The sequence below is a fragment of the Paraburkholderia sp. CNPSo 3274 genome, assembly GCF_024206475.1.
Classification (GTDB): Bacteria; Pseudomonadota; Gammaproteobacteria; order Burkholderiales; family Burkholderiaceae; genus Paraburkholderia.
Map to the genome: position 1 here is coordinate 98476 of NZ_JAMBPR010000022.1, position 22684 is coordinate 121159.

Consider the following 22684-nt stretch of genomic DNA (forward strand, 5'->3'; position numbering starts at 1 on the left):
GATGTCCCACTCCGCCGACATCCCCGCGACATTCGACCGCTACGTCATCGAGCGCGTGCTCGGGCGCGGCGCGATGGGCGTGGTGTATCTGGCGTTCGACCCGCGCATCGAGCGCAAGGTGGCGCTCAAGACCCTTCAGCGGCCTGCAGGCGGCGAAGCGGATCATGAACTCACCGCACGCTTTCTGAACGAAGCGCGCGCCGCGGGACGTCTCGCGCATCCGCACATCGTTGCGGTGTACGACTATGGCGAAACGGGCGACACCGCTTTTATCACGATGGAATACGTGCGCGGCGAAACGCTTGCTGCGCATCTCGCGCAGCAAGCGCGCGCGGGCACGCACATGAATCCGCTCGCCGCCCTGCGCTGGTTTGCGCAACTGCTCGATGCGCTCGACTACGCGCACGGCGCAGGCATCGTTCATCGCGACATCAAGCCCGCCAATCTGCTGATCTCGCCGCGCGGCGAATGCAAGGTCGCGGACTTCGGCATCGCGCGGCTCGACACGTCCACGCTCACGCAAACCGGCGCGCTGCTCGGCACGCCGAGCTATATGTCGCCAGAGCAGTTCACCGGCGACGCCGTCGATGCACGCTCCGATCTCTTTAGCGCCGCAGTCGTCCTCTACGAAATGCTCACCGGCGTGTGCCCGTTCACGGGAACGTCGGGCGCCGTGATGCGCAAGATTCTGGATGAGATGCCGCCTTCCCCTTCCGCGGTCGCGCCCGGCTTGCCCGCGTATGTCGACGAACTGGTGATGAAAGGCATGGAGAAGCGCCCGCAAGTGCGCTACGCCTGCGCGCGCGAATGGCGCGATACGCTGCTTGCGGCACTCGCGGCTGAGGTCCACGAGGATGCAGAACGAACCGTGCTCGCGCATGCGATCCTTGAATCGCCGATTCCCGCGCCGCCAACTCAGACGCAACTCGACCCCGAACTCATCGCGCACCTGGAGAAGCATCTGGCGAGCCATGTCGGGCCCGTGGCGTCGCTGCTGATACGGCGTGCATGCGTAGGCGCGACGAACATCGATACGCTGCGCGAACGCCTGAGCGCCCACTTGCCCACCGACGATGCGCGACGCGACTTCGATTCGCTGTTGATGCCGGTGGGCGCAGGCGCGCCGCGCACGATCGGCGCGCAGACAATCAGCGCAGAAAGCGTGAACGAAGCCGCCTCGCGCCTCACGACGCTTCTGGGCCCCATCGCCCGTATCGTGGCGCGCCGCGCCGCAGCCCGCGCCACCGATCTGCGCGCCTTCCACGCGCAACTGCTCGACGCGGTGCCGGAGCCGCACCGCGAAGCGCTGCGCCGCGAATGGGGCATCGACGGCGACTAGTCCGCGCTGTCGTGCGCTTCGAGCAGATCCAGGAACAGGCGCGCATCGAGCGCGCCCTCGTGCCGATACGTCACGCCATTCTCCGGAGTCCACCACGCGCTGGCGCCTTCGCACGATGCCAACGCGACTGGCTGCTCGCGCAGCGTAGCGAGTTTCGACTCGAACGCCTTTAGCGAAAACGAAGGCGCCAGCGTGGACAGGGCAAGCGCGCATGCCACGTCGTGCCAGCGCGAATCGACGGCGCGCGCTCCGCTTTCGATCTGCCGCGCGATCACGAATGGAAAGTAACGCCCCACGGTGTCGATGCCGGGCATGAGCACGCCGGTGCACGCGCAGTCGTCGATAACGGAGGGCGGAGCCGAAAAGCGCCACACGGGCATCTCCAGATAACGCCCGAGCCAGCCTCCGGCATGACGCTCGCGCGCGGCCAGCAGGCCGCGCTGCAGCCACGCGTCCCAGCGGCCGACGAAAGCCGCGGAAAGGCCGCGTCCGACAAAATCGCCATGCGTGCGGACTTTGCCGAAAAAACCGGCGTCGATTCGACAATCTGCGGTCATAGCGAGGCCGGGCAACGAAAGCCATTGAGCACGCCCGCGCGAAACGGATTGTTCACGCTGCTGGCCACGAGCGCGAGCTTGACCTTGCCGCCGTCGAACGTGGCGTTGAAATGATCGGCCTGTCCGGCCTGCTCGATGCGCGCGGCGTCGAGCAGATGGAACAGCGCCCAGGGTCCTTCCGCGCGAGGCGGCGGCGCAGTCGCGGGGTCGAGTTCGACATGCGCCTGCCCCGTGCCTTTCCCGTTCGGCCACTGGAACGCGGCGGTGGCGTCGGGCGCATCGCTCGTCGCGCTCAGCTGTGTGCCGTCGATATCGAGCACGAAGCGCTTCAGCGAAGGATCGAGCGTGACCACCTTCGCCGAGAACCGCACGGACACGTCGTGGCCGCCGTCGCGGAACAAAGCGTCCCGCAACATCGCCGCACGCTGGAACGCCACAGGCACATCGTCAGGAATGCCGAGGGCTTTCGCTTCGGGCCGCCACTTCCAAACCGTGCCGGACGTATCCACCCGATTCTGCAGATTCTTCTGGAAGAACGCGTCGATCAGGCCGCCAGGCGCCAGCACGCGCGCAAAGTCGTCGGGCGCGGCGTCGCGCGCCGACGCCCTCACGAGCGGGTAGCGGCCGTCGAGCGCCTGCCTGCACGCGGGCGCGACGGTCGTGGCCCATAGTGACTGCAATTGCGCATGCTGGCTCTGGATCTGCACGGTATCGGCGTTGCCCGCTACGCCTTGCAGCACCGCCGCGAGCGGCGCGGGCGCATTCTGCGAGAGCAGCTTCAGGCGGTCGAGCGGCCCCGTGGCGGGCGGCGGCAGCGACTGCCTGCGCGCCGTGTCTTCCGCCTGCAGGGTCGAAGCGGCGTCCTTCAGCGCGTTGACGTCTTCTTCGAGCGCCGCGCCGGCCAGATCATGCAGCGCCTGAAAATGCGCATCGACGGGCGTCGGCGCGGCGGCCTGCTCCGCCTCCACGCCTATGTGCTTCTCGAGCACGTCGAGCTTGCCGGGCGCAGCGGCCGGCGGCGTGAAGGTCGTTTCGTGCGCAACGGCCTGAATCAGCGCGCGCAACGGCGAATTCGCCGAGCCAAGCAGGTTCGCGATGCGTGCGCCCTGATCGGGCGCACTGAACGGCACGACGCCGATATCGGCAAGCAATGCGTCCCACTGGCGGATCGCCTCCTCGCTGTAGAGCCGCGTGAGCGCTGCGCGCAACGCCTCCGTGCTTTGCGCATCTGTATGCGCCTGGCCCGCGCCGAGCACCCAGTCGTCCTTCGACAGATTGGCGAGCGCATCTTCGCGCAAACGCACGAATGCGTCGAAGCCCGCACGCGTGTATGCGCCCTCGATGCCTTGCGTGAGCGGCGCGCCGCTCCTTCTCACGAACACGATCTGCCCGCTTGGCCCCGCCGCTTTCGCCACAGTGAATTCCGGCAGGCGCAGTTGTGCGAGTTGCTGATCGATACGCCCATCTAGCCGCTGCGCGAGCGGCACCCGGTCGAGCACGGCACGCGCCTGTGCGATCAGGTTCTGATCGAGCGGCAAGTTCGAATCGAACTCGCCACGCCGGAACAACGCCTGCAAATGCTGCTCGATGTCCGCGCGCTGCGCGTCGCTCGCATTTTTCATCGAACCCGTCCGCCAGGTACGCAGCGCCCAGACCTGCAGCGCGTCCGGGTCGAAATGCGTCGGGTCGCCCAGCATCAGGTACGCGCGCAGTGCTTCATAGAGCGTGGCGGGATCTTCCGCGCTGGCGTGGCGAAGCTCGTCCTCCATGCGTTGCACGACGATCGGCAGCAAGGTCTGCCGCAACAGCCGCTGGTACACACGCTGCGCTTCCAGGCCGAGCTTCTGGCGCTGATCGAGGCCGAGGCCTGCCCACCACGGCGTGTCACGCGCGGCGCGCTCCGCTTCGCCGCCGGGCAAATCGCGCGCGGCGTCGAGTAACGGCAGGACCGTGAGCGGACTGTCGCCCGCGCTCGTCTCTTTCGCGAGACCGGCAAGCGCGGCGATCTGCTGACGGCTTGCGTCGACGAAGCGGCGATTCGCGCGATCGCTCGCGAACAGGGCGATCAGCCCCGCCGCCAGCAACACGGCGATCCCCGCGATCGCTGCCTGCTGAAAGCGCGTGCGCCGCCGCACCGCGCGCGGATCGCTGCCCGCGATGCCCTGCTCGGCAAAAATCACGTCGCGCAGCAAACGCTTGACGAAATACGCGCGTCCGCTCGAGGCGTCCGCCATCACGACCTCACGGCTCAAGCCAAGCGATGCCGCTATCGCGCTCATCATGCGATCGAGTGGACGTCCGCTCTGCGTGCCGCTCGTAAAGTACACGCCGCGCAGTGACGGCGCGCGCGCGAAACGCGATTCGCCGAAGGCGTCTTCGAGAAACCGCCGCAACGCGCGCTCGATGCCCGCAAACTGCTGCGGGAACGCATAGATCAGCGCGCGCCGCCGCGCGTCGGTTTCCTGTTGCATGCGTTGCAGCACGCGGCCTTGTAGTTGCGCGTGCAACAAGCCGAACTCTTCGGAGAAACGCACGAGCGACGACGCACTGCCGCCGCTCGCCTCTTGCTCTGACGCGAGCGGGAACGTCATGCCCCACACCTGCTCGCGCTCGTCGCGCCCGAAATCGTCGAAGTACTCGGAGAAGCCTGCGAGCATGTCGGTTTTCGTCACGACGACGTACACCGGCAGGTGCACACCGAGTTGCTGATTCAGCTCGGAAAGACGCTCGCGGATCGCGGCGGCATAGGTGGCGCGCCCGGCGTCGGACTGTTGCAGCAGATCGGCAGCCGAAACCACGGCCATCACGCCGTCGAGCGGCCGGCGCGGCCGGAACTTGCGCAGCAGCCCGAGAAAGCCGAGCCATGCGCCGCGATCGGCCTGCTCGTGGCTGTCTTGCGTGGTGAAGCGGCCGGCCGTGTCGAGCAACACGGCGTGGTCCGTGAACCACCAGTCGCAGTTGCGCGTGCCGCCCACGCCGCCCACCGCCTGCGCGCCAAGCCGGTCAGCGAGCGGGAAGCGCAGCCCCGAGTGCGCAAGCGCGGTCGTCTTGCCCGCGCCTGGTGCGCCAACGAAGAGATACCACGGCAAGTCGTAGAGCGTTTCGCGGCGTGGAGCGAGCCACGCGAACAGGCGCGGCAGTCCGCGCGCGCCGATGGCGGGCGCGCGCGACTCTCGCAGTGTCTTCAGCGCCGCTTCGAAGCGCGTGCGCAGTGCCGCGACCTCGGCGTCGGCGGCCTTGCGCGCGGGGTCCGGTGCGTGCTTCGCGGGATCGAGCGCATTGGCCACGAGGCTCTGCACGAACGTCGAACTGGCGATGCGTGCCTTGGCAAACCGGACGCCCCAATAGAGCGCCCAGCACGCGAGGATGAGCGCGATCACGGTCCAGCGCCGGGCGCTGCTCTCGAGCGGCGCCGTACCATTGAACGCCACGAGCGGCCCTTCGAACCAGACCAGCGCGCAAAGCGCCAGTACGCCCGCAAACGTCACGACAGCGGGTTTTTTGAACCCCTGGATCCACTTCATGGCGCGGCTCCCGGCGCAAGAATGGCGATGGTCACGCGCCGGTTGCGCGCGCGGCCCGCCGCGGTTTCGTTCGATACGACCGGCTCGGTATCGCCGCGGCCTTCGGCGCTCACGCGCGCAGGGTCCGCAAGATGCGCCGCGAGGATCGCGCGCACCGTATCCGCGCGCGCCTGCGAAAGCGCGACGTTGGAGGGAAAGCGCGCCGACACGATGCGCTGGTCGTCCGTATGCCCGATCACGACGACATTGCCCGGCTTGTCCGTCAACGCCTCGCCGATGCGCTGCACGAGCGGGACGAAACGCGGATCGAGTTCGGCGCTGCCGGACGCGAAGATCTGCGTGCCTTCGGCGCTGTTGTTGATGGTCACGGTCGTGCGGTCACCCGATTCGCCGACCGTGACCAGCCCTTGCGCTATCTCGGGCGCGAGAAAGCCATCGAGCGCCGACGCGAACTTCGGCGCCGCCTGCGTCTTGGCCGCGAGCACGGGCGCGGGCGCCACGCGAATGCCGCGCATCGCCTCGAACACCGGGTCGGAGAACGCGTTGATGCGCAGCCCGAGCACGAGGCTCGTCGCCATCAAGACGAGGGCCGCGAACGCCAGCGCGACCCACAGCGGCACGAAACCCAGCGTCCGTTCGCGCGCGTGCTCCGCGGGCTGCCAGTGCGGCGACAGCGCGCGCTCGACCGGGCCGCGTTGCGCGCGGATCATCTGTTCGAGGCGTTCGCGAATCTCGTCGAGCTGCCGCTTACCGCCTTCGATGAGCCGGTAGCGCCCGTCGAAGCCAAGCGCGAGCATCACGTAGATCAGTTCGAGCAGGTCGATATCGGCAGCGGGGGTTTGCGCGAGCCGCTGCAACATGACGAAAAGCCGCTCGCCGCCAGAGGCCTCGTTGTGAAACGTCACCAGGAGGCTCCTGCGGCCCCAGACCCCCGCGCCCCACGGCGTCGCCGCAATGGCCTCGTCGATGAAGGTGCACAGGCAATAGCGCGCCGGACCGAGCTGCGTGTCGGGCACGCCGAACGCGCGGCCGTCTGCCTCGAAGCGGCGCACCATCTGGATCAGTTGCGCGCGCAGCGTGTCGAGATCCGGGTGGCTCGGCAGGCGGCGCAGCGGCAGCGCGAGTTCCAGCAACGGATTGGCCGCCCGGAGCAGCGGGTTGCGCCCTGCGATCGAGGCATCGAGCGGCGTGAGCGCGGGCTCTGTGGCTTGCGGCTTGCGCCGCGGCGTGGGTTCCGCTTCGGCGCTGGCCGTGCGTTCGCGCTTGCGCCCCGGCATCGGCATGCGGATGGTGCGCGCTGCGTCCAGATAATCCGCATCGTCGAGCGGCGCGTTCGTGCTATCGGTCATGGAAAGGGGTCCTCTATGCGTGACTTCAATGGCGGATAGCCCAGAGTTCCATCGCCAGCCCAGGGAACTCGCCCGCCACGTGCAGCGCCATGCCCGCCGAAGCAGCAAGCGTTGCCCATGCTTCGTTCTGGTCGTCGAGTTCGAAATAGCTGTAGCCCGCATGGAACGGCAACTGGCGTGGCGCGACCGCCAGCGCGCGCAACGCGATGCCTGGCAGTTGCAGGTTCACGAGATCGCGGATCTTCTCGATGCTGCCGATCTTCACCTGGCTTGCGAACGCGGAGAGCAGCGTGCCGGCCGGCACCTGCGCCCGCACCGCGAGCACGAAGGTCGCGCCGGCAAAGAGCGTGCGGTCCGCGACCCGCGCCACACGCAAACCATATTTGCGTTCTTCGAGCGCGATCGCCACGACCTGCGGATCGGCGACGCGCGAAAGCGCGAGCCGCAACGCATCGATCACGGGTTCGAAGGTCTCCTTCAGCCGGTCGTGCCGGTAAGCCGCGAACGCGGGTGGCCGCCGCCCAGCCTGGCTGAAGGTGGCAAGCTCGCCAGCCAGCGCGATGCACGACTGATAGAACGCTTCGGGATGCAAACCATCCACTGCGTTGAAGTGAGTGACGAGCGGCTGCGCGCGATTGACGATCTGCAGCAGCAGGAAATCGGCGATTTCTGCCATGCCCGCGCCATCGGGTTGTGCGAGACGCCCGGCGAGCGCTTCGCCGCGCTGCTGAAGGAGCCCGCCCAGCTCTGTCGAGAAGCGCGCAAGGCGCCCCGCCACGCGATAGTCGAGGCACGGCGCGCAGTAGTCGTCGTCGAGCACGACGCGGCCGTCGCTACGGCGCTCGACCACGTGCGCCACGCCCGCGCACGCATGCGCGTTGGCAACGTCGGGCGCGAGCGCGAGGCGCAGGCGCAGCTTGCCGATCTGCACCAGCGTGCTGGACGCGTCGGCGTCGTTGCTGTCGTGAACTTCGAAGTCCCCCGCGCCGTAACGCGCGAGATTGTCGGCATGCCCGTCGCCGCCCGATTCGGGCGCGCCGGCGCGGCGCACCGGCAGCGCGAGCATCACCGTCACGTTCGCGGCGTTTTCGGGGATATCGAGCGGTTCGGGCAGATCGTCGTCTGCGGGCAGGTTGAACGGCGTGCCGTCGGGCAGCACGCCCGCCGCTGCGCGCAACGCCAGTTTGCCGAGCTTGAGCAGCGCCTCGTCGATCTCCAGCGTCGTAAAGCCCCAGCCATAAGCGCGCAGGCCGTTCACGCGGCCCGCGAGCAGCGCCTCGACGTGCCGGTCGTGCTGCTGGAGATGTTGCGGCTGAAGGAACATGCCCTCCGACCAGATGACTTTGTTGTTCCAGTACATGCTGTGACTCAATCCTTTGGAAACTGCAGCGCCTCGAGCTGCGCCTGATAGGCGCGGCCGAACGGTTCGCCAAAGCGCTGCTGGAAATCGTCGCCCGCGTCGCGCGACACCTGCTCCCACGTCTTCACGAAGCGCTGCCACAGGCGCGCCCGGCGATTGCCGACGAGCGCTTCGAGGCCGCTGGGCGCGTCGAGCGAGCGCTCGATCGCCTCGGGGTCGATGCGCGCCATTGCGTCGTCGAACGCGGCGCGCATGCCGGCGACGAGCGCGAGTTCGTGCGCCTGGATATCGCGGTAGGCGGCGCGCAAGGCTTCGTCCGCCGCGAGATAACCGCGCCCTCGCGCGCCCAGCATTTGCGTCAAGGCGCGGTCGGCGTCGGGGAAGAATTTGAGCGGGTTGTTGTCGCGCGCCTCGATCATCGTCATCGCCATGCGGGCCTCGCGCCGCGCCATCGCGCGCGAGCGCAACACGTCCATCGTCCCCTGCGTGGCTACGCGCAACAGCGCACCGGCCAGGCGTGCGACTTCCGGCCCGCTCAGGTGGGCGACATCGGCGGGCGCGATGCCGAGACCCTCCAGCAATGCGTCCAACAGAGCGGAATCGTCCGCGCGCGGGGCTGCGGCGCGGGTCTCCGGCGTCGCGGGGCGCGAGTCCTCGAACCGGTGCACCGGTAGCGCAGCCAGCGCTTCTTCCGGCGAAACGTGCTCGAAACTTCGTGACGGCGCGGCAGGTTCGCGCTCCACCCGCGCGGGACCGTCGCGCAACGGGTCGGTGGAGCCCAACGCGTCCAGCAGCGCCTGATTCGCTTCGCCGCCGAAATGACCCGGTTCGTGCAACAGCGGCGTCGCGGCAAGCGGATCGGGCGTGAACGCCGCTTCGTCGCGCACGGGCTGCGGCGCGCCGGAAGCGCGGGGCACGTCCCAGTCGTCGGGGATGAGCGACGCGCTCGGCGGCGCCTCGAACTCCGGCGTGCCCGGCAGGCTCGCAGCGGGTGGCGGCGTAGGTGGCGTGGATTGCGTCATCAACGTTTGATCGAATGGCGCCCAGCTTTCCTCGTCCTTTTCGATGGAAACCGCGAGCGTATAAGCGCCAATCCGGATCTGATCGCCGTGCGACAACACGGCCTCGCGCGTGCCGTTCAGCGCGTCACCGTTCAGCAGCGTCGGATTGCTTCCGGCATCGACGAGCACGTAGGTCTGCGCGCGGCGCTCGATGCTCGCCTGCATGCGCGAAATACCGCGATGCACGTCGCTCAGCACCACCGTACTTTCCGGTGCGCGGCCAATGGTTGCGCGTTCATCGACATCCATCGTGCGAAGCGCGGCGTGCTCGCCGCCTTCGCCGCCCTGTACAGTCAGCGTCAATCTCACGGGGCCTCCTGGTTGCGAATCTTGCTCGTGCCGTCGTCGGCATCGCGCGGCGGCATGGGCGGCGCCGGGGGCACGGAAAGCGGCACCGGCGGCACGCCCGGGCCGAGCGGAATCGGGAAGCTCGACATCTCGATGGTTTCCGGACCGATGAGTATGTACGACGCCCCCGCGCGCAGCACGATGGTTGCGTCCGCCTCGATCTCCACCGCCGCGCCAGCCTTGATGTGCACTGCCGCGCCTGCGTCGAGCGAATACGCCTCGCCCACGAACTGCTCGTGCGTCGTCATGCTGGCCGCCGAAACACTGCCAATCACGCGCGACGTACTACTGCCCAGTACGGAATCGTTGCGCGCGCCGCGCGTCTCGCGAAACTCGCCGCCGCCGATGCGCAAATGCCGCTCGCCGGTGACGTTCATCAGCGCGTCGTGCTTGATCCATGTTTCGTGATCGCGCTCGGCGTGAAAGAACATCTGCTCGCCGCCCTTGCGGTCGTCGAAGCGGACTTCGTTGTAGCCGTTGCCACCCTTCGTGGACTGACTCTTGAGCGTGGACACCGCGCTTTGCGCGGGCAGGTCGTACGGCGGCATGTTGGTCGAGTTGTAAACCGCGCCGACGATCACAGGCCGGTCAGGATCGCCTTCGATGAAATCCACCAGCACCTCCTGACCGATGCGCGGCAGGCACATCGCGCCCCAGCGCCGGTTCGCCCAGCCCTGCGCCACGCGCACCCAGCAGCGCTCGAGTCGATCCGCGCCGCCTGCTTGCGAAAGCTGTTCCCAGTGGAACTGCACTTTCACGCGCCCGTACTTGTCCGTGAGAATCTCCTCGCCCGGCGGTCCGATTACAACCGCCGTCTGCGGGCCCGCGGCGCGAGGAACGGGCGTGATGCGGAGCGAACGGAACGTGTTGTCGCTGCGAATCGCCCTGAAATGGCTGTCGAACAACGGCTGCGTGGGGTCGCTCGTGGATACATAGGCATCCGATACAACTTCGGCCCGATTCTCGATGACCAGATACTGGCGGTTCTGCGCGCCGCCCGGATGATCGCGCAGCCTGAACAGCCCGCCCGCCGCGATGCCGCGCGCGGTGGTGCGCCCTTCCATCGCGTCGTTCTGCGTTTGATGGATCTCCACGTTAATGCGCGCGAGCCGCTCGCCGTCTCCCGCTTTCAAATGTCCGCTCAGATGCTCCTGCATCAAATAGCGCGGCGGGTCGTAGGGTGCGCTACGCGTCGCGCGCGAAACAAGCCCTTCGCTGTTGCTCATCGAAGCCTTTTCGAAGTCGTAATCGTTGACTTCGTAGCGCCCGGTTTCGAGCGTCGCGCCCGCGTGCCAGCGGTATATGCATTCTTCGTCGGGTTCAGGCGTGTCCCAGCCCTGAAACGGCACCGACTCATAGTGCGCGATGGGCCGATGCTCCGCGCCGGAATCGGCCAGCACGAGCGTATGCTTGCCGCCTGCGTGCTCGAAGAAGTAATGCATGCCTTCGCGCTCCATGAGGCGGCTCACGAAGTCGAAATCCGTCTCGCGGTACTGCACGCAATGCTCGAGCGCCGGATAGCTCGCTGTGCATGCATTGCGAAAGTCGATGTCGTACGACTCCAGCACCTGCGCGACGATTCGCGGCGCCGTGCGTTGATGGAAGAAGCGCCGGTGCGAGGCGCGCGTGAGCAGCCACAGGCGCGGATGCACGACCGCCTCATAACGCGCCATGCGATTCTTCGTGGTGTCGCCAGGCGCGAGCAGACGCAGCGTCGTGACGATGCCGTTGAACTCGCGCGACCCGCCCGCCGGATAATCGAGCGTCACAGAAAGGTTCTGCCCGAGCACCGCGCCCGGATCGATATCGTTGCGCGTACCAAGGAATGCGATCTCGAAGCGGCTCAGGCGTCCCAGCGCCTCGCTCGCCGACATGCGCAGAAACACCGCGTCGTCGCCGAGCGCCGCACAGGTCATACGCACATGGCGACTAGTCGAAGGCATAGGTGAACTCCTCGCACTCAACGCTCACGTGCACACGTGCAAGCGTTTTGCCGTCCATCACGCGCGAAAGAAACGCCGTGCTGATGCGCGGCAGCACGCTGTTGGTGAGAATGGCGTCGATCATGCGGCCGCCGCTGTCCATCTGCGTGCAACGCTGTGCGATTTGCGTCACCACGCTCTCGTCATAAGTGAACGGCACACCATGCGTGAGCGTCACACGCTCGGCCACGCGGCCGAGTTGCAGCCGGATGATGGCGCAAAGCATCTCATTGGAGAGCGGGTAATACGGAATGGTCACCATGCGCCCGAGCAACGCGGGCGGGAACGTCTGCAGCAACTGCGCATGGAGTTCGCGTTCGATCATCTCCATCGGTGGGACCGTTCGTGGATCGCGGCACAAGTCCGCAATGCATTCGGTGCCCGCGTTGGTCGTGAGCAGAATGAGCGTATTGCGGAAGTCGATTGAACGGCCTTCGCTGTCGTCCATGCGGCCTTTGTCGAAGACCTGGAAAAACAGCTCGTGCACGTCGGGATGCGCCTTCTCCACTTCGTCGAGCAGCACGACGCTGTGCGGTCGCCGGCGCACCGCTTCGGTCAGCACGCCGCCCTCGCCGAAGCCCACGTACCCCGGCGGCGCGCCCTTGAGCAGCGACACCGTGTGCGCTTCCTGATACTCGCTCATATTGATGGTGATGAGGTTTTGCTCGCCGCCATAGAGCGCCTCGGCAAGCGCGAGCGCCGTCTCGGTCTTGCCCACGCCCGATGTGCCCGCGAGCAAAAACACACCGACGGGCTTGTTCGGATCGTCGAGACCGGCGCGCGAAGTCTGCACACGCCGCGCGATCATTTGCGTGGCATGTTGCTGGCCGATGATGCGGCGGTCGAGCACCTCGCCCAGGCGCAACACATTGCCGATCTCGTTCTTCAGCATGTTGAGCACGGGCACGCCGGTCCAGTCCTGCACGACCGCCGCCACCGCATGACGGTCCACGCCCGGCAGCACGAGCGGCGCGTCGCCCTGATGCGCGGCAAGCTGCGCCTGTCGTTCGCGCAACGCAGGCAGATCGGCGTGCGGGGCACCTTCCCGCAGTGCCTTGCGGCGCGCGAGGATGTCTTCGACCATCTCGCGCTCCACGTGCCAGCGCGCGTGCAGATCGGCAAGGCGCGCGGTTTCGGCTTGCAATGCCGCCGCCGCGGCTTCGCGACGTGCCGCCGTATCGACGCCGATAGCCGCCTCGCGCCCGATCACTTCCAGTTCCGTGTTGAGCGCATCGATACGCCGTTGCGCGTCGTCGACAGCGGGGGGAGTGGCGTGCTGGCTCACCGCAACGCGTGCGCACGCGGTATCGAGCAGGCTCACCGACTTGTCCGGCAACTGCCGCGCGGGCAGATAGCGATGCGACAGCTTCACCGCCGCCTCGATCGCCTCGTCGAGCACCTGCACGCCGTGATGCGTTTCCAGCGCGGCGGCAAGACCCCGCATCATCGTCACGGCGCGCGCCTCGTCGGGCTCGTGGACCTGCACGACCTGAAAGCGCCGCGTGAGCGCCGGATCCTTTTCGATGTGCCTGCGGTACTCCGACCACGTCGTCGCCGCAATGGTGCGCATGCTGCCGCGCGCAAGCGCGGGCTTGAGCAGATTCGCCGCGTCGCCGGTGCCCGCCGCGCCGCCCGCGCCGATCAGCGTGTGCGCCTCGTCGATGAAGAGAATGACGGGATGGGGCGCCGCTTGCACGGCCTCCAGCACCTGGCGCAAACGCGCTTCGAATTCGCCTTTCACGCCCGCACCGGCCTGCAGGAGCGCAACGTCGAGCGCTCGCAGGCTCACGTCGCGCAGCGCGGGCGGCACGTCGCCCGCCGCAATGCGCAGCGCAAGGCCTTCGGCCACCGCCGTCTTGCCAACGCCCGCCTCGCCCGTGAGGATCGGATTGTTCTGCCTGCGCCGCATGAGAATGTCGACGACCTGCCGAATCTCCGCGTCGCGGCCCACCACGGGATCGAGCCCGCCAGCACGCGCTTGCGCGGTGAGGTCGACCGTGAAGCGCTGCAAGGCGTCATCCGTGCGATGCGCCGTGTCGGGCTCCTGCATCACGACAGCCGCTTGCGTCGATGCTTCCGGCGAACCGTCGAGCACATCGACGAAGTTGTCGACGAGGTCATCCAGCTTCACGCGATCGAACTCGCGCGAAATGCCGCGCAATGCGTTGCGCAGCACGGGCGTCTGCAACATGCCGACGAGCACATGCGCGCTGCGCACCTTGGGGGCGTCGAACAGCAGCGAGGCATAGACCCATCCGCGCTCGACGGCTTCCTCCAGTTGCGACGAGATATCGCTGACGGAGGCCGCCCCGCGCGGCAGCCGATCGAGCGCATCGGTCAGATCGCGCGCAAGCGCGGCGGGCTCGATGCGGGCGTGCCGGATCACGCGATGCAGGTCCGAGTCGGGCAACTGCAGCATCTGATGCAGCCAGTGCACAAGCTCGACATACGCATTGCCGCGCAAGCGGCAGAACGTGGTCGCGCTCTCCATCGCGCCGAAACTGAGCGTATCGAGCTTGCCGAACATGACGGCGCGGCTGATGTCTGCCATTGAACTAGTCCTTTGCATGAGATGGGGTCAACGGACGAAGCTTGAGGTGCGCCACGTCGGCCGTGGCCGCGCGCGCGTGCAGCCAGGTCGTGTAGCCGAGGCGCTGCTTGCCCCCCAGCGCCAGACGCGGCACCTGCGCGCGACGCAATTGCAGGTTCACGTCCCATTCGAGTGGATCGCGCACATACAGACGCACCCAGTCGGCGAGCCGCGCGAGACTTGCGCCGCCCGGCAGAAAGCGCTCGTAATCGCTCAGCGAAAGCGGTCCGAGCACGACGCGGAACTTGTGCTGCCGATCGAACACTCTCGCCCCGAGCATCGTGCCGACGCCCATGCGGGCGTTTTCATCGCGCGCGCCGAGGCGCGTAAGCGCAGCTTCGGGCAGCTTCAACCAGTGCCCTACGTTTTGCACGACTTCTACCGGCAAGCCGAAAAAGCGCGACAACACAGTCCGCAATCCCGCTGCGTGGCGCGTGGGCCCCGCGAGCAGCCCCGCGAAATGCAGCTTGGCGAAATCGGGCACGGAGTCGCGATTGCGCAGCGCCGCTTCGTTGAGCCCGAACACGGTGCCCACGTAAGCGGAGAATCGGTCGTCGTCGTCACGGTCGAGGCTCACCACAGGCTGCGCCGTGGCCCACGCGCGATAGAACAGCGAGGCCGCGCGGTGATGAAATATGTCGAGAAAGCGCGCGAAAGTCGGATCGCCCGCGTTACGCGCGCGGTGACGCACGTATTCGGTCAGATGCGTGGGCATCGGTCCATTCGGGCCGAGCAGACCGAAGAAGTTCACGGCGAGCTTCGGTGCGGTGTCCTGCGAGGCGGTGAAATAGCGCAGCGCCGTTGGAAAGAAGATCAATTCGGGTTCCTGACCGAATCGCATCGCATCGTCGCGCGGGCGCAGCGATGCGCCCACGCGCGGCAACCCGCGATGCGTGCATTCCACCAGCCGCACGGCCTGAAAGAAGTCGAAGCGGTTCGCATCGACGGAGAAGCGCTCGAATAGCATCACAGCGTCCGGCATTGCCCGCTCCCCGGCGCCCAGCGCATGATTTCGCCGCGTGTGGTCGAGGACACGCAGGTTTCGGCAAACGAATTCATCGACACGTATTGCTCGAAGAAGCGCGCGAGCACCGCGCCGAACAGAAACGCGCTTGCACCTTCAAAAGCGCTCTCGTCGAGCAGCACATCGAGCGCGAGGCCGCGCCCGAACACGATCGGCCCGCGCGACGGCAGGCGGCGCGTAACCGCTCGCGATCGGATGGAGCGCAGGCCTTCTATCTGCCGCGGGGCCGCGCCGTCGCCTTCGGGCGCGTAGAGCGCGAGCAGGTCGCGCATGGCGCGGGCGCCGCTCCCGTTCGCGTCGTCCACGAGTGACGCATAGTTGAGCGACAGGTGACTCAAGAGACGCCACGCCACTGCCCCTTGCGCATAGGACGGCAACGGGCGGCTCGGCCCGGCAACGCAGCGCACGCTGGAAACCGGCGCTTCCAGCTCCAGTGTGAAGTCGGTTTCGCCGCGCCCGAGCGGCAGGGTCAGCGTGAGATCGCGGTTGGTGCACAGCACGCTCACCCCGAGTTGATGCAGATCGCCGGGATACGGCGCTTCGTGCGTGTCCACCAGTGCGATCCAGGTTTCGCTGCCCGCATACGACGAACGCGCGCCGCGCTCCTGCTCGCGGGCGGACGGCAGACGCTTTTCGCGCCGCACCTGATAAAACGCCGCGTCGGGGTCGCCTGCGCCCAGATCGCGCATGCGGTAGAACGGCTGAAACTCGATCGGCGCACTGCCGCCCGAGCGATGGCCCGTCACGCTTTGCACGCGATATACCTCGAAATCGCGCGGACGCGTGCGGTCCACCACAACGTGATGCTCGAACTGTTCGCCCGTCACCGCGATACGATCGGCGCGGCGCGCAAAGAGATTGATCGCGGGCGTGCAATGCAGCGCGAAATTATCGTGGTCGATCCGTTGCTCAAGCGCGGTATCGCCCTTCGAAAGCAGTACGACAAGCTCAATTTCGCTGCTTTCGCAACGAGCAAAATGCGGGCGCAATCCATCGATACCGACGAACATGAACCGCTGCGCAAATGCGAAATACTCCTGCAGCAGCCGGTAGCCCGGAAACGATTGATCGCTCACAGGCAGCAGGGCTTCCTCGTCGGAGAAGCCGAGCGGGCGCAGCGACGAAGGCGGCAGCACGCCTGCGGGCGTCGCGATACCAAGCGTCGAGCCAACCAGCAGCTCATAGAGCTTTGCCGCCGTGCCGTCACTGCCGCACAGGTAGATGGGCAGATGATCGACGGCCAGATCGCCAATGGTGCGCTCGCCGAGCGCGCGCAGCTTGAGGCGCAATCCTGCCTTCACGCCGCGCGGCATGGCGGCGGCGACGCCGGGCAGCGCGCCGGTGTGCGTAAAAAGCCGCGCCTCCACCAGTTCGAGCGGGGACAGGGTGAGCGCGTGGGCCGTGCGAAACTCGCAGCGTGTCGCACGCTCGCCGTCGAACCGGCCCTGCAGGGCCGTGCCGCGCGGCACGGCAACGCCGTCCGCAAGCGCGGGGTGCGTCTTGTCGGGCTGCAATTGCACGACCGTCATCGCGGGCGTCGGCGCGAGATAGTGCGGATACACCAATTCGGCGAGATGCTGCGTGAAGCGCGGAAACTCGGCGTCGATTTTCATCTGCACGCGAGCGGCAAGAAAGCCGAAGCCTTCGAGCAAACGCTCCACATACGGATCGGCGCACTCGAAACCTTCGAGACCCAAGCGCCCCGCGATCTTCGGAAACGCCTTGGCGAACTCGCCGCCCATCTCTCTAACATGCTGCAATTCGCGGCTGTAGTACTGGAGGAAGTCGGGGTTCATCTGAGCGTCACCTCTTCGTACACGTTTGCCTTGCCGGCTTCCAGGTCGAGTTCCGTGCGCAAATAAAGCCGCTCGGGCACGGGATGCGCGTGGAGATCGCCTTCGACGATGAACGCCAGCGCGTTGTGCGCGCTAGCTGCGCCATCGGACTGAATGGCGCGCACGCGCAAGGTGCCGCGCACGATGCGCGGCTCGAACGCGCCGATGGCCTCGGCAATCAGCCGTTCGATCCGCGTAACCTCCACGTCCGACATGCTCTTGCCCGCCAGCTCCGCGAAGCCGAAGTTGAGCACCGAGTCGGCCACGCACGGATAGCGCACGATCTCCTGCGCCGACGCGATGCCCCGCGCATTGAGGAGCCAGCCGATATCGCGCATGACGCTCAAGCGCTGCGCGCGCGCCGAACTGACCCGATGCTCGCGGACTTCGCTCGTCGCTTCGGGCGCGTGGTCGGTCAGCCGCTCCAGCAGCGAGGGTTGCACGCGTTCGGCGTTTCTCGTGCGCATGATCCGCTTACGCCGGCGCGCTGGCCGGAATGTTCCATTTGCACTCGACCACGCCGCCGAGCGCCGAGCCAGTGGTCGGATCCTGCTGCTGGTAGGTCACGTGGAATTTCTCGAAGTTGAGCGTCACCGTTTCGGTGAAGCGGTCCTCGCCGTCCGAGCCGCCTGTCGAGTAGTTCGTGACGAGCACCTTTTCCAGGTCGATCGTGTAGTACTCCAACGGTTTGTTGCCGCCCGCCTTGCGCACGGTGAGTTTGCCCGTCGGGAAGTGCTTTCCAGTCACGCAGGCGGTCATGATGGCCGCCGTGGCGTGATCCGTGTACTTGGTGATCGAGAGATCATGCACGTCGACTTTGCCGCCGCCACCGCCCGTGCCGAGGTGCATCGTGCCGGACTGATCCATGCTCCAGCTCCACGAGAGCACGTCGATTTCGTCCTTGTGAGTCGTGTCCAGCGACTCGCCCGTGACCGTGCCAAGCTTCAAAAATATATCGACTGCCATTTGGATTCCTTATTGATCGAGTTCGTGCAAATTTAGATACCGCGGCGGCTCACGCCGCTTTGGCCGACGGCAGCCGCGAAACGAGCCGCAACGAGACGGTCAGGCCTTCGAGCTGATAATGCGGGCGCAGATAGAACTTCGAGGTGTAGTAGCCCGGATTGCCCTCCACTTCCTCGACCACGACTTCCGCCGCTGCGAGCGGCCGGCGCGACTTGGTCTCTTCCGACGAGTTGGCGGGGTCGCCGTCCACGTACTGAAGAATCCAGTCCTGCAGCCAGCGCTGCATGTCGTCCTTCTCCTTGAAGCTGCCGAGCTTGTCGCGCGCGATGCACTTGAGGTAGTGCGCGAAACGGCTGCAGGCGAACAGATAAGGCAGGCGCGCGGCGAGGTTCGCGTTCGCCGTGGCGTCCGGGTCTTCGTATTCGATTGGCTTGTTGAGCGACTGCGCGCCGATGAAAGCCGCGAGATCCGAATTCTTCTTGTGTACGAGCGGCATGAAGCCGTTCTTCGCCAGCTCGGCTTCACGGCGGTCGCTAATGGCGATCTCCGTTGGGCACTTCATGTCGACGCCGCCGTCGTCGGTGGGAAATGCGTGGACCGGCAGATTCTCCACCGCCCCGCCCGACTCGATACCGCGAATGCGTGAGCACCATCCCCACGTCTTGAACGAGCGATTGATGTTCACGGCCATCGCGTAGGCGGCATTGGCCCACGCGTACTTCGACGCGTCCGCGCCCGCGGTGTCTTCCTCGAAATCGAACGCCTCGACGGGGCTCGTTTTCGCGCCATAGGGCGCGCGCGCGAGAAAGCGCGGCATGGCAAGGCCGATATAGCGCGAGTCTTCGGAATCGCGCAGCGAACGCCACGCGGCGTGCTCGGGCGTCTGAAAGATCTTCGTGAGATCGCGTGGATTCGCAAGCTCTTGCCACGAGTCCATCAGCATGACGGCGGGGTCCGCGCCCGAGATGAACGGCGCGTGCGCGGCGGCGGAAATCTTGCCCATCTGCGTGAGGAAATCGACGTCGGGGCCGCTGTTGTCGAAGTAGTAATCGGCCAGCAAAGCGCCGTAGGGCTCACCGCCGAACTGACCGTACTCTTCCTCGTAAAGCCGCTTGAAGATCGGACTCTGGTCCCATGCCACGCCCTTGTACTTGCGCAGCGACCGGTGCAGGTCGGTCTTCGAAATGTTCATCACGCGCAGCTTGAGGCTCTCGTCGCTCTCGGTGTTGGTGACGAGGTAGTGGAGTCCGCGCCACGCGCTTTCGAGTTGCTGGAACGGCTGGGCGTGCAGGATGACGTTGATCTGCGCGCTCAGCTTTTCGTCGATGCGCGCGATCAGCGCTTCGATGGTCGCGAGCGCATCGTCGGACACGCGGTGCGTGTCGAGCAGCGCTTGCTCCGCGAGCGTGCGTACGGCGCTTTCCACCGCTTCGCGCGCTTTCTCCGTGCGCGGGCGGAACGCCTTCTGCATGAGCTGTTGAAACTCACCGGATGGGCTCGCCGCGTCGGCTTCGTGCGTCTCTGGCTGCGCGAACGCGGATGGATCGAGTTGGGTGTCTGCCATCTTGGTTCCTTTATTCAGAGTCGGGCGCGCCCTGGGGCTTCGGCGCGGCGGCAAGCGCATTCATCAGCGCTGGGTCCTCGAGCAGGCGGGCGACGAGCTTTTCCGCGTCGGTCTTTCCGTCCATATAGGTCAACAGGTTCTGCAACTGGCTACGCGTTTCGAGCAGCCTTGCGAGCGGCTCGACGTTGCGCGCGATCGCGGCCGGCTCGAAGTCGTCCATGCTCGCGAAGGTCATGTCCACGCCAATCTTGCCCTCGCCGGTCAGCGTGTTGTCGACCTGCATCGCCACACGCGGCTTCATCGAGCGCAGCCGTTCGTCGAAGTTGTCGATGTCGATCTCCAGAAATTTGCGCTCCGCAACAGGCGGCAGTGTTTCCTGCGGATGCCCCGAGAGGTCGGACAGCACGCCCATCACGAAGGGCAAGCTGACCTTCTTTTCCGATCCGTACACTTCCACGTCGTACTCGATCTGCACGCGCGGCGCCCGGTTGCGCGCGATGAACTTCTGACTGCTCTCCTTGGCCATGTGACCGTTCTCCTGGTTGAGTTGCGTTGCAATGCGGCTTCGATCATTCCGCCGGCGTTTCGACGGCAGCCGTACCGACTACTTGAGTAAGTTGCGCGAGCCCTTCTGGCGCAAGGTCCTTCAAAAGATCGACAAAAGACTTGTCGACGAGCCCGCGTGCCCGTTCGAGTACTAACGGCACCGGGCTGGCAGGTTCGTGTTGCGCGTACCAGGCGCAGATGCGCTGAAGCGTGGCGGCCACGTCGGCGCGGCTGGCGATCGCGTTGGGAGATGCGTTACCGGTTGTGGTGGCAGGCGATGCGACACCGGCCTCGTCCGCGTGATTCATTCGCGCTTCATCCGGGTGCGCGCCTACGCCCGTTGCCAGCAGCGACGATGCGCGCGCCAGCAACGCCTTCAACGAGGCGAAATCGAGCGATTCGGTTGCGCCTACACGTTCGGCAAGCGTCGCTTCGATTACGCGGACGCTGCTGTGCGCGGCATCGAACGCCTTCTTTGCGCTGCGCGCGGCATCGGGCGACACGGCGATCGACGCTTCGATCGCCGCGAGGCTCATCACCGTGTGCCCTTCTGGTCCGACAGCTTCGCCATTCGCATACGACCACTCGCGCAGCGTGACCGGGGAACGGCCTTGCAGCAGTGGGCTATCCATGAGACCGGCGAGCACGCCGCCTGCCTCCGTCCACGCGGCAAGCGCGTTGATCCGAGCCGTCGCGTCGTTGCCGTCGCTGGCGTCGAGTTGTGGGTGCACGTGCCCCCAGTGGCGCTCCAGCAGTGCGGCAGTCAAGACGAGGCCGTCAGCGAGACCGGTAATGCCCTCGCGAATCCAGCGCGCTCGCGCCAGATGCATCACCACACGAAGGTCTCGCGTGCGGGCCATCAATGCGGTGCCCAGTGCATCGGCCGCTTCCCAGTCGGGCGGGACCGCGGCCACGAGCGTGTCGCCATACTCGGCTTCCGGACGCCCGCTGACCGCTTCTTCGAGTTCGCGGAATTGCGCGTCATATTCAAGATCGGGGCCGCAGGGTTCTGTCTGCGTGAGTGGTTCGAGCCACGCGGTCCAGTCCTGATGCGTGATGGATTCGATGGTCATGGCATGTTGAATGGTTTGATTTCGCATTCCGAATTAATAGACGATCCATCTTTCCAGAGAGATCGTTCTGTGATCTGTCTTCTTACTTATAAAAGACGTAAGTCGCGATATAAGGCGAACTACCCGACTCGTGTTCGACTGTGCACGGCGCAGCCGGCTTTACACCGCCGACCGTCCTGACCCGTTGCACGTAGCGCACGGGTGCGAGCATGCCCTGCGATCCGGTGGAGTGCGCCTCAAGCAGCAGTTGCGGCACGCTGTCCGGCGTATCGCTGGGCTTTTGCGCGACGACTTTTCCCTCGATACGGCTGCCGTCGCGCGCTTGCCACGACGGGCCGGCCGAATGCTCGATCACCTCGGCGCCGTGCGCGTCGTAGAGCGTGGCGCGCGGCCGCTGGAAGACCCAGTCGAGCGTGCGATCCGTACCGTACTCGCAGGCGTAAATCTGCACGCCCGCTGCGGTCGTGGTCAGAAACAGCTGCGCGCCCCGTATATCGATCGAATCCGCTTTCGCGGACGGTCCGCTCATCATCGAAATCAGCCCAGCCCCAATTGCTATCTGCTTCCCGCGCGAGATGTGATGCATGGAGAAGCTCCCTTATCCCAATGGGTCGATTCAGTTCGATCCGCTCTTCCACAACAGCCTGGCGCGGAAAACTATTCCATTTGTTTTGCGGCTTGTCGCCGGGCATGGGAGGGAATATCTGGAAACGTTCAGCTGTTATGGCTGCATCCGAAATTGCACAGAGGTAGGCCATGAAAGCCCGCATGACGATTTCCAATCTCTCTGTGCCCGTGGAGCGGATCAAACCCATTGGCGGGCGCTCCTCCACTGGCACCGCAGGTCATCAATTCGACCTGACGTTTCGCGTCGAGGTAAAGGCGCCCATGCTCGGCAAGCTCATGGCCGATGACATCGAATGTCCTCAACTGGAGTGGAACGAGTGCATCGAATGGTTCAGGTTCGACACCGTGACGCAGCAATGGGACTTTGAAGGCAAAATCGTGAGAAACATGTATGCGCACAATCGGGAGTCGAATACCTTCCGGAATTGGCACAGGTCGCGCTATACGATCGCGACCGATGTGACCAACCGTCCGCCCGCCGCACTCATGGCCATGAAGCGCGAGGAGGATGCAAAGAAGTGGATTGCGCGCAATGGATTCAGCTGGAATCTCCACATACGGGATATTCCTCAAATGGGTGTCCTTGGCGGATCGGGTGGCGGCGGTGGCCTGAGCCTCGTCACCGGGGATACGCGTCGCCGCGTCATCTATTTCGATCTGGGCTTCGAGGGCCACCGGGAGCGAGCGCGGCTAGTCGACTGCGTCATTGAAATGGCACTGGTCGAATTCGCCGCGATGGATCGTCATACTTCCATTTAATCGGCTTGGGATTCTTGTTGTGCTCGCGGATATAGCGCATCAGCTTGCGCTCCAGATCCTTTACCGTGGTGAAGATACCTCGCGCAATCACGTCGCGCTGGATGCGCGAGAACCAGTTCTCCACCTGATTTAGCCAGGAGGTATAGGTCGGCGTGTAATGCAACCGCACGTTTCGGTGTT

18 protein-coding genes are annotated in these 22684 nt (G+C 65.8%); 2 read left to right on the forward strand and 16 right to left on the reverse strand.

Features of this window, described 5'->3' with window-relative positions:
• The first annotated feature begins 1 nt into the window (after window position 1).
• The gene (locus tag M3I54_RS17325) at window positions 2–1339 is read left to right on the forward strand and encodes a serine/threonine-protein kinase (RefSeq protein ID WP_254337936.1); all 1338 of its coding nucleotides are present in this window, start codon (window positions 2–4) and stop codon (window positions 1337–1339) included.
• Here the strand turns inward: M3I54_RS17325 and tagF are convergent.
• From tagF to M3I54_RS17400, 15 genes are all read right to left on the reverse strand, one after another.
• Window positions 1336–1896 carry a type VI secretion system-associated protein TagF gene (gene tagF / locus M3I54_RS17330; protein ID WP_254337938.1) on the reverse strand — a complete coding sequence of 187 codons (561 nt, stop codon included), beginning with the start codon at window positions 1894–1896 and terminating at the stop codon, window positions 1336–1338. The two genes, M3I54_RS17325 and tagF, sit on opposite strands and share 4 nt — an antisense overlap.
• Window positions 1893–5420, reverse strand: coding sequence for a type VI secretion system membrane subunit TssM (gene tssM, locus M3I54_RS17335; protein ID WP_254337940.1), 3528 nt, complete (start codon window positions 5418–5420; stop codon window positions 1893–1895). The genes tagF and tssM overlap by 4 nt, the downstream gene beginning before the upstream one ends.
• On the reverse strand, window positions 5417–6769 hold the full coding sequence (gene tssL, locus M3I54_RS17340) for a type VI secretion system protein TssL, long form (RefSeq protein WP_254337942.1): 1353 nt from the start codon (window positions 6767–6769) through the stop codon (window positions 5417–5419). Before tssL ends, tssM begins: the two co-directional genes overlap by 4 nt.
• 25 nt (window positions 6770–6794) lie before the next feature.
• A complete protein-coding gene (gene tssK / locus M3I54_RS17345; RefSeq protein WP_254337944.1) occupies window positions 6795–8129 on the reverse strand; it encodes a type VI secretion system baseplate subunit TssK in 1335 nt (444 codons plus the stop codon).
• An 8-nt stretch (window positions 8130–8137) separates the two neighbouring features.
• Complete coding sequence (gene tagH, locus M3I54_RS17350; protein ID WP_254337946.1) at window positions 8138–9499, reverse strand: type VI secretion system-associated FHA domain protein TagH; 1362 nt, start codon at window positions 9497–9499, stop codon at window positions 8138–8140.
• Complete coding sequence (locus tag M3I54_RS17355) at window positions 9496–11481, reverse strand: type VI secretion system Vgr family protein (RefSeq protein ID WP_254337948.1); 1986 nt, start codon at window positions 11479–11481, stop codon at window positions 9496–9498. The genes tagH and M3I54_RS17355 overlap by 4 nt, the downstream gene beginning before the upstream one ends.
• Entirely contained in the window at window positions 11468–14071 is a 2604-nt protein-coding gene (tssH, locus tag M3I54_RS17360) for a type VI secretion system ATPase TssH (protein ID WP_254337950.1), read from the reverse strand. The genes M3I54_RS17355 and tssH overlap by 14 nt, the downstream gene beginning before the upstream one ends.
• 4 nt (window positions 14072–14075) lie before the next feature.
• Window positions 14076–15092, reverse strand: coding sequence for a type VI secretion system baseplate subunit TssG (tssG, locus tag M3I54_RS17365; protein WP_254337952.1), 1017 nt, complete (start codon window positions 15090–15092; stop codon window positions 14076–14078).
• A complete protein-coding gene (tssF, locus tag M3I54_RS17370) occupies window positions 15077–16930 on the reverse strand; it encodes a type VI secretion system baseplate subunit TssF (protein ID WP_254337954.1) in 1854 nt (617 codons plus the stop codon). Before tssF ends, tssG begins: the two co-directional genes overlap by 16 nt.
• Complete coding sequence (gene tssE / locus M3I54_RS17375) at window positions 16927–17436, reverse strand: type VI secretion system baseplate subunit TssE (RefSeq protein ID WP_254337956.1); 510 nt, start codon at window positions 17434–17436, stop codon at window positions 16927–16929. Before tssE ends, tssF begins: the two co-directional genes overlap by 4 nt.
• Window positions 17437–17443: 7 nt before the next feature.
• Entirely contained in the window at window positions 17444–17935 is a 492-nt protein-coding gene (locus M3I54_RS17380) for a type VI secretion system tube protein Hcp (RefSeq protein WP_254337958.1), read from the reverse strand.
• A 49-nt stretch (window positions 17936–17984) separates the two neighbouring features.
• Window positions 17985–19499 carry a type VI secretion system contractile sheath large subunit gene (tssC, locus tag M3I54_RS17385; RefSeq protein WP_302058992.1) on the reverse strand — a complete coding sequence of 505 codons (1515 nt, stop codon included), beginning with the start codon at window positions 19497–19499 and terminating at the stop codon, window positions 17985–17987.
• 10 nt (window positions 19500–19509) lie between these two features.
• Window positions 19510–20025 carry a type VI secretion system contractile sheath small subunit gene (gene tssB, locus M3I54_RS17390; RefSeq protein WP_254337960.1) on the reverse strand — a complete coding sequence of 172 codons (516 nt, stop codon included), beginning with the start codon at window positions 20023–20025 and terminating at the stop codon, window positions 19510–19512.
• A gap of 43 nt (window positions 20026–20068) precedes the next feature.
• Entirely contained in the window at window positions 20069–21118 is a 1050-nt protein-coding gene (tssA, locus tag M3I54_RS17395; protein ID WP_254337962.1) for a type VI secretion system protein TssA, read from the reverse strand.
• A gap of 82 nt (window positions 21119–21200) precedes the next feature.
• Window positions 21201–21704: a DUF3455 domain-containing protein gene (locus M3I54_RS17400; RefSeq protein ID WP_254337964.1), complete on the reverse strand. Its 504-nt coding sequence runs from the start codon at window positions 21702–21704 to the stop codon at window positions 21201–21203.
• A gap of 182 nt (window positions 21705–21886) precedes the next feature.
• On the opposite strand from M3I54_RS17400, the gene M3I54_RS17405 reads away from it, so the two are divergent.
• Entirely contained in the window at window positions 21887–22504 is a 618-nt protein-coding gene (locus M3I54_RS17405; protein ID WP_254337966.1) for a hypothetical protein, read from the forward strand.
• Here M3I54_RS17405 and M3I54_RS17410 read toward each other — a convergent pair.
• On the reverse strand, window positions 22449–22684 hold a 236-nt coding region (locus tag M3I54_RS17410), incomplete at its 5' end, for a transposase (RefSeq protein WP_254337968.1). The two genes, M3I54_RS17405 and M3I54_RS17410, sit on opposite strands and share 56 nt — an antisense overlap.